Annotated in this window: 8 protein-coding genes; 4 read left to right on the top strand and 4 right to left on the bottom strand. The window is 66.9% G+C overall.

Annotation, left to right across the window (positions count from 1 at the left end):
* Window positions 1-236: peptide deformylase (locus tag AC1D00_RS20080; protein WP_477011859.1), on the bottom strand; the 236-nt coding region annotated here is incomplete at its 3' end.
* A 77-nt stretch (window positions 237-313) separates the two neighbouring features.
* Between AC1D00_RS20080 and AC1D00_RS20075 the strand changes: the two genes are divergently transcribed.
* From AC1D00_RS20075 to AC1D00_RS20060, 4 genes are all read left to right on the top strand, one after another.
* Window positions 314-898, top strand: a complete 585-nt coding sequence (locus tag AC1D00_RS20075) for a TetR/AcrR family transcriptional regulator (protein WP_477011858.1) — start codon at window positions 314-316, stop codon at window positions 896-898.
* Between the two features lie 104 nt (window positions 899-1,002).
* A complete protein-coding gene (locus AC1D00_RS20070) occupies window positions 1,003-1,596 on the top strand; it encodes a DUF308 domain-containing protein (protein ID WP_477011857.1) in 594 nt (197 codons plus the stop codon).
* A gap of 386 nt (window positions 1,597-1,982) precedes the next feature.
* Window positions 1,983-3,407 carry an amidase gene (locus AC1D00_RS20065; RefSeq protein WP_477011856.1) on the top strand — a complete coding sequence of 475 codons (1,425 nt, stop codon included), beginning with the start codon at window positions 1,983-1,985 and terminating at the stop codon, window positions 3,405-3,407.
* Window positions 3,408-3,555: 148 nt separating this feature from the next.
* On the top strand, window positions 3,556-4,776 hold the full coding sequence (locus tag AC1D00_RS20060) for an MFS transporter (protein WP_477011855.1): 1,221 nt from the start codon (window positions 3,556-3,558) through the stop codon (window positions 4,774-4,776).
* 124 nt (window positions 4,777-4,900) lie between these two features.
* On the opposite strand, the gene AC1D00_RS20055 is transcribed toward AC1D00_RS20060, so the two are convergent.
* The 3 genes from AC1D00_RS20055 to AC1D00_RS20045 all read right to left on the bottom strand — a co-directional run bounded on the left by AC1D00_RS20055 (window position 4,901) and on the right by AC1D00_RS20045 (window position 6,721).
* On the bottom strand, window positions 4,901-5,773 hold the full coding sequence (locus AC1D00_RS20055; protein ID WP_477011854.1) for a bifunctional helix-turn-helix transcriptional regulator/GNAT family N-acetyltransferase: 873 nt from the start codon (window positions 5,771-5,773) through the stop codon (window positions 4,901-4,903).
* A 52-nt stretch (window positions 5,774-5,825) separates the two neighbouring features.
* Complete coding sequence (locus AC1D00_RS20050) at window positions 5,826-6,239, bottom strand: cupin domain-containing protein (protein ID WP_477011853.1); 414 nt, start codon at window positions 6,237-6,239, stop codon at window positions 5,826-5,828.
* Between the two features lie 80 nt (window positions 6,240-6,319).
* Entirely contained in the window at window positions 6,320-6,721 is a 402-nt protein-coding gene (locus AC1D00_RS20045) for an Ohr family peroxiredoxin (RefSeq protein WP_028171032.1), read from the bottom strand.
* Window positions 6,722-6,890: the final 169 nt, after the last annotated feature.

Raw genomic sequence — 6,890 nt, 5'->3', positions numbered from 1 at the left:
CATGTGATCTCCGGATTGACATAGGTCTGCGGGCCGTCCTTGGCGTCGAGCTCGAGCACCACGACGCGCAAGGGCACGCCGATATGCGGCGCCGTGATGCCGATGCCCGGCGCGGCGCGCATCGTCTCGAGCAGGTCCGCGGCAAGCTCGCGGAGCTGGTCGTCGAATGCGGCGACGGGGCGGGCAGGCATCGCGAGCCGGCGGTCGGGGTAGCGGACGAGGGGGCGGATGGTCATACACGCTCCTACCACTCACGGATGGTTGAAGCACCCGGTTCTTGACGCCCTACCAACTGGAAGGTAGCTAACTGGTCATGACCAACGTTTCCTCGACCGCCGACGACATTCTGGCCTGCGCCCGCACGCTGATCATTGCCGGCGGCTATAACGGCTTCAGTTACGCCGACATCGCCGACATCGTCGGCATCCGCAAGCCGAGCATCCACCACCATTTCGCCAGCAAGGTCGATCTGGTCCGCACCCTCGTATCGCGCTATCGCGAGGAGGCCGCGGCGGGACTCTCCGCAATCGAGCGCAATATCCCGGACCCCGGCGTGCAGCTCAAAAGCTATCTCGCCTACTGGGAGGCGTGCATCAAGGACGCGACGGCTCCCTTCTGTGTCTGTGCGCTTCTTGCCAGCGAGCTCCCGCTGCTGCCCGAGGAGGTGGCGCTTGAAGTCCGCGCGCACTTCCGCGCCTTGGCATCCTGGCTGACCTCGGTGATGGAGCGCGGCAAGCGGCAGGGGCGACTGCAACTCGCCGGCACCGCGCGGGTCGAGGCCGAAGGATTCATGGCGACCGTTCATGGCGCGATGCTGTCGGCGCGCGCCTATGGCGATCCCAAGATGTTCGGTGTCATCACCCGGCCGCTGCTGGAGCGGCTGTCCGCGACGCGCTGAGATCCATCCGAAGAGCCCGACAATCACACAAGCTGCGAGACATCTGCGTCACGGCGACTTCGCTTCGCTCGAGAAACTACCAACTAGTAGGTAAGGAGACGATCATGAAAGACCATCATCAGCTGGATTCCGCGTTGGCCGATCAGGCGCAATGGCTGAAGCTGTACTACTTCGCGCGCGCGGGGTTTTCCGTCGCCTGGGTCGCCGCTGCGCTCGCCATCGGTCAGTCCTCCGCGCCGGTCGCCGGAGCTTTGCTCATCGCTTATCCTGCCTGGGACGCCGCGGCCAATTGGCTCGATGCGCTGCGCAGCGGTGGGCTCAGCCAGAACCGCACCCAGGCTCTGAACGTCCTGGTCAGTCTGGCGACCACGGTCGCGGTCATCCTTGCCTTGCAGGTCAGCATGAACTGGGTGCTCGGCGTGTTCGGTGCATGGGCGATCCTGTCCGGATTGCTGCAGCTCGGGACGGCAATCCGGCGCTGGAGGCGTTTTGGCGCGCAGTGGGCCATGGCGCTCAGTGGTGGCCAATCGGCGCTGGCAGGCGGCTTCTTCATCGCTCAAGCCGCGATGCCCGCGGCCCCGTCGATCACGAATGTCGCCGGCTATGCCGGGGTCGGCGCGCTCTACTTCCTGGTCTCGGCGATCTGGCTCACCGTCACCGCGTGGCGGCGCGGCGCCAGGCGGGCTCAGCTGGGGTGATGCGATGGCCTTGGCGGGATCATGACACGATGCCGGTGTCTTGCCCGACGAGTCAAATCGCGGCTTCGCATCGGAAGGGACTGGCAAGTGATCGGCATCGCAGGTGACCGGCATCGTAAGTCATTGATCCCGCAGCGCCCGCCTACTGTGCATGGGGTTGTTTTCAAAGTTTTTGTTGGCAGGTCGCAAAAGCCTCAACTCGTTCATGTGCGGCGCGGGTGCTCGTGCCGCCGCAGGAACCCGTGGGCGCAAGGGCTTTCCTTGGAATGCGGTCTCCTTGAAAATTGCATGGTCGGCTGATCGATAGTTGGTTTATGACTTGCAGGCGATGATCCAAAACGCGCGAAGGCTTCTCCTCGCGCCAGAACATGCGCCAAGCATGCCTCATGTCTGATGATCTGAACTGGCTTTCCGCCCGTGAACTGGCCCGGCGCTTCGCCGGGGGCGATCTGTCGCCGGTCGATGTGCTGGACGCGACCCTGGCGCGGCTGCGCACGGTCGATCCCGTCCTGAACGCGGTGTGCTTGCTGGACGAGCCGCAGGGGCGGCGTCTGGCGGCAGAGTCCGCGGATCGCTGGCGTCGCGGAACGCCGCTCGGGCCGCTCGACGGCGTGCCCGTCGCGATCAAGGATACCGCGCAGGTCACGGGCTGGCCGATGCGCATCGGCTCCCGCGCCACTGCGGCCGCGCCCAGCACGCAGGATACGCCCGGTGTCGCCCGGCTGCGCGAGGCAGGGGCCGTGTTCTTCTGCAAGACGACGACCCCCGAATTTGGCTGGAAGGGCATCACCCATGGCCCGCTGACCGGCATCACCCGCAATCCCTGGGATATTTCCCGCACGCCCGGCGGCTCCAGCGGCGGTTCGGCCGCATTGGTGGCGGCCGGAGTGGTCCCGCTCGCCACCGGAGGCGATGGCGGCGGCTCCATCCGCATCCCGGCGGCGTTCAGCGGCGTGTTCGGATTGAAGCCGAGCTATGGCGTGGTGCCGAACCTCCCCGGCGTCATGGGAACGCTCGCGGTCTATGGCGGCCTGTCGCGCGATGTCGCCGACAGTGCGCTGTTGTTGAACGTGCTCACGCGCCCGGACCCGCGTGATTCCTTTGCCATTCCCCATCGCGGCATCGATTATCTCGATGGCCTTGACCGCGGCGTTGCGGGCCTGCGGATCGCATGGTCGCCCGATCTCGGCTTTGCGGTCGCCGACCCTGCCGCGGTGGCCGGCATGCGGCCGGCAATCGACGCGCTGGTGGAGGCAGGCGCCGACGTGCAGAATGTTGCTCTCGATCTGTCCGGCGCGCAGCATGCGCTGGAAGTGATCTGGGGCGCGTCGCACGCCGCGCTGGTGCGTGATTTCACCGGCGCGCAGCTGGCAGCGCTCGATCCGGGCCTGCTGCGATTGATCATCGCGGCCCAGGATCTGTCCGCGCGCGAATTGCAAGCCGCCCATGTCGAGATGCGCGCGCTGAGCCAGCAGATGCAGGCGTTCCATCAGGACTACGACCTGCTGCTGACGCCGACGGTTCCCATCACCGCTTTCGCGGCCGGCATCGATACGCCCGACGCCGCGCGCTTCCCGCAATGGTTCGACTGGACGCCGCTGACATGGCCGTTCAACCTGACGCGCCAACCCGCCGCCTCGGTGCCGTGCGGATTTGTCGAGGGACTGCCGATCGGCTTGCAGATCGTGGGGCCGATGTTCGCCGAGCAGAGCATCCTGCGCGCGAGTCGGTGCGTCGAGCAGGCCTGCGCCACCGCCGCGCGACCAGGCCTGGTCGATGGCGCCGCGCGGACGTTCCTTCAAGGACGATGATCTCCGATCGATCGGCCGCACCGGAGGCGGCGCTTGCGGAACCGCGCGCCGGCGGCGCGGTCGCCGGAAAATTAAAGTACCGTCGCCTGTCGGCCCGCGCCAAGCCMATTCGTCTTTCACTCAGACAAACTGACTGGAGACAAGGAACATGAACTCGTCCCCCTATCGCTGGGTGATCGTCGCCGCCGGCGGCCTGCTTGGCTGTGTCGCGATCGGCGGCATGTTTTCGCTGCCGGTGTTCCTGCAGCCGATCGCCAAGGACACCGGCTGGTCGGTGACCGGCATCTCCAGCGCCATGACGATCGGCTTTCTGGCGATGGCCTTCACCAGCATGGCCTGGGGTACCGCGACGGACAGGTTCGGGCCGCGGCCGGTGGTGCTGACGGGATCGACGGTGCTGGCGGCGAGCCTGTTCGCCGCGAGCCATGCGACCTCGCTCATTGCGTTCCAGTTCGTGTTCGGCCTCTTGGTCGGCGCCTCCTGCGCGGCGATCTTCGCGCCGATGATGGCGACCGTCACCGGCTGGTTCGACACCCATCGCAGCCTCGCGGTCTCGCTGGTGTCGGCCGGCATGGGCATGGCGCCGATGACGATGTCGCCGCTCGCGGCCTGGCTCGTCTCCAGCCATGACTGGCGCACCTCGATGCAGATCGTGGCGCTGGTGGTCGGCGCCATCATGATCCCGGTGTCGCTGCTGGTGCGCCGACCGCCAGCGCTCGCGCAGGCGATGCCGGTGCCGTCGGGCGAGGACGCCGCGCAGGCAGAGATGTCGCTGGGCGAGGCGCTGCGCTCGCCGCAATTCCTCATCCTGCTCGCGACCAATTTCTTCTGCTGCGCGACCCATTCCGGCCCGATCATCCACACCGTCAGCTATGCCGTGAGCTGCGGCATCCCGCTGATCGCGGCGGTGACGATCTACAGCATCGAGGGGTTTGCCGGCATGGGCGGTCGCATCGCCTTCGGGCTCCTCGGCGATCGCTTCGGCGCCAAGCGCGTGCTGGTCACGGGCCTCCTGTTGCAGGCGTTTGGCGCGCTCGCCTACGTCTTCGCGCATCAGCTCGCGACCTTCTACGCGGTTGGCGCCATCTTCGGTTTCATCTATGCCGGTACCATGCCGCTCTACGCGGTGCTGGTGCGCGAAAACTTTCCGCTGCGCATGATGGGTACGGTGATCGGCGGCACCGCGATGGCCGGCAGCCTCGGCATGGCGACGGGACCGCTCGCCGGCGGCCTGATCTACGATGCGTTCTCGAGCTACGCCTGGCTCTATATCGCCTCCAGTGCGATGGGCCTCGGCGCCTTCCTGATGGCGATGACTTTCCGCCCGTTCGCGAAACCGCAAGGGCAGGCGGCGGCCGTAGCGGCGTGAGGCTCAGCCGCGACGCTGCACGTGCTCGATCAGCGCGCGCAGCTTCGGCGCGCAGCCCGATGACGTCGACGTAAACGAGATCGTCGTGCGCCCGACGCGGACCACTTGACGATCCATCACGGCATCACAGCCGCTTTTCGAAGAACAGGTCCGGATAGGGATCGTCGTTGAAACGCGGAATTTCGCTCCAGCCTGTGCTGCGGTAGAGCTGGCCGGCCTCGGGGAGGGCGCTGTTGGTGTCGAGCCGCAGCAGCTCGACGCCGAGCCCGCGCGCCGCGTCCTCGGCTGCGTCCATCACGCGTCGGCCGAGCCGCAATCCGCGCGCGGCGGGGGCGACCCACAGCCGCTTGATCTCGGCATAGCCGTGATCGGTTCCCTTCAGCCCGACACAGCCGATCGGCAGCGTATCCGACATCGCGACGATGAACGCGCCGCGCGGGCGGCGCATGTCCTTGGCATCGGGGTCGCGCGACAGCGAAACGTCAAAGCCCTGTTTGAAGCGGCGGCCGAGCTCCGCGTAATATTCGCCGAGGCAATAGCGTGCCTGTTCGGATCGTGGATCCATCTCCTCCAGCGCGATGCGCTCGCGCGTCAGCGCGGAGGCGATCATGTCCATCGCCGCGAGCAGCGCATCGTGCTGCGAATGCTGCGCAAGGAAGCTCTCGGCCTGCGTATTCGACAGCGCCTCGTAGGCTGCGAACTCGCGCCGGCCCGTGCGCGTGAGTTTCGCCACGCGGCGGCGGGCATCGTCCTCATGCGCCGTGGTCTCGACCAGCCCTTCGTCCTCGAGGCTGCGGAGCAGCCGGCTCATCAGCCCGGAATCGAGCCCGAGATAGTCGCGGATCTCGGCCACGTCCGAACGTCCGTGCCCGATCGCGTTGAGCACGCGCGCCGCGCCGAGCGGCCGGCCGCGCCCCAGGAACGAGGTATCGAGCGCGCCCACGGCAGAGGTGACGGCACGGTTGAAGCGGCGGACGCGGGAGACGGGATCGAGCATATATCTGACTTTAGTCAGATATACCGATCTGGTCAATCGAAGATGGCCGGTCTCACTTCACCAGCGTCAGCAGCGGCTTGTCCTTCGCGACGATATAGGTCGCAAGCTCGCTCGCGGCCGCGGTGCCCACGTTCTTGGCCGCATGCACCGTGCCAGCCGGGATGAACAGCACGTCGCCGGCCTTCAGCGTCACCGGCGGCTTGCCTTCGACGGCGTATTCGATGGCGCCCGCCAGCACGTAGATGATCTCTTCGCCCGGATGGGTGTGCCGGCCGAACGCAACACCGGGGGCGAGGTCGACGCGCACCTGCACGGCTTCGCGGCCGGGCGCGCTGAGATCGTGGCGCTGGAGGTCGGTGCGCGTGACACCGGCCGGCTGCGCCGCTGCCGGCAGGGTGAACAGGTTTGCGGCAAGCAGGGCGGCGCTGGCGAGGATACGTACGGCTGGGAAAAGGCGATGGCTCATGGTCGGCTCCGTGTGGTCGCTGGATTGATCGCACCGCGCGGGGCCGGCCGACTTTCGGCCGGTTCCCGCGTCGTGTCGCTTCAGACCAGGGTCGTGGTCACCTCGATGTTGCCGTGCACCGCCTTGGAGTAGGGGCAGATGCCGTGCGCGGCTTCGATCAGCTCCTGCGCAACCGCGCGGTCGACGCCGGGGACGCTGACGTCGAGACGGGCGCGCAGGAAGAAGGCGCCGTTCGCATTGTTCAGGTCGATCGCGGTGTCGACCGACGGCTCGCTCGGCAGCTTGACCTTGCGCTGGGCGGCGGCGAGCCCGAGCGCGCCGAGGTAGCAGGCCGACCAGGCGGCGGCGAACAGGTTTTCGGCGGCCGGATGCGGCTGCGCCAGCTTGATGTCGAGGAAGCCGTCGCTGGAGCGCGCGGCACCGTCGGAGCCTGAGGTGACGTGGGTCTTGCCGGTGAAGAGAAGCTTGGCAGCGGATGACATGGCGGGGTCCTTTCGGGGTTGATATAGATCGTATCCGATCTAATCGGATGCGCGTTGAAATAAACCCGCCGCATCCGCCGGTCAAGCTCTTCCGATTTAATCGGATGCGATTTATATCGGTTGGCAGATCACGAATTGCGGAGGTTCCCGTGGCCCGTTCCCCCAAAGC

The organism is Bradyrhizobium sp. P2_E8, assembly GCF_056403875.1.
This window is presented reverse-complemented; position numbering and strand designations above follow the sequence as displayed.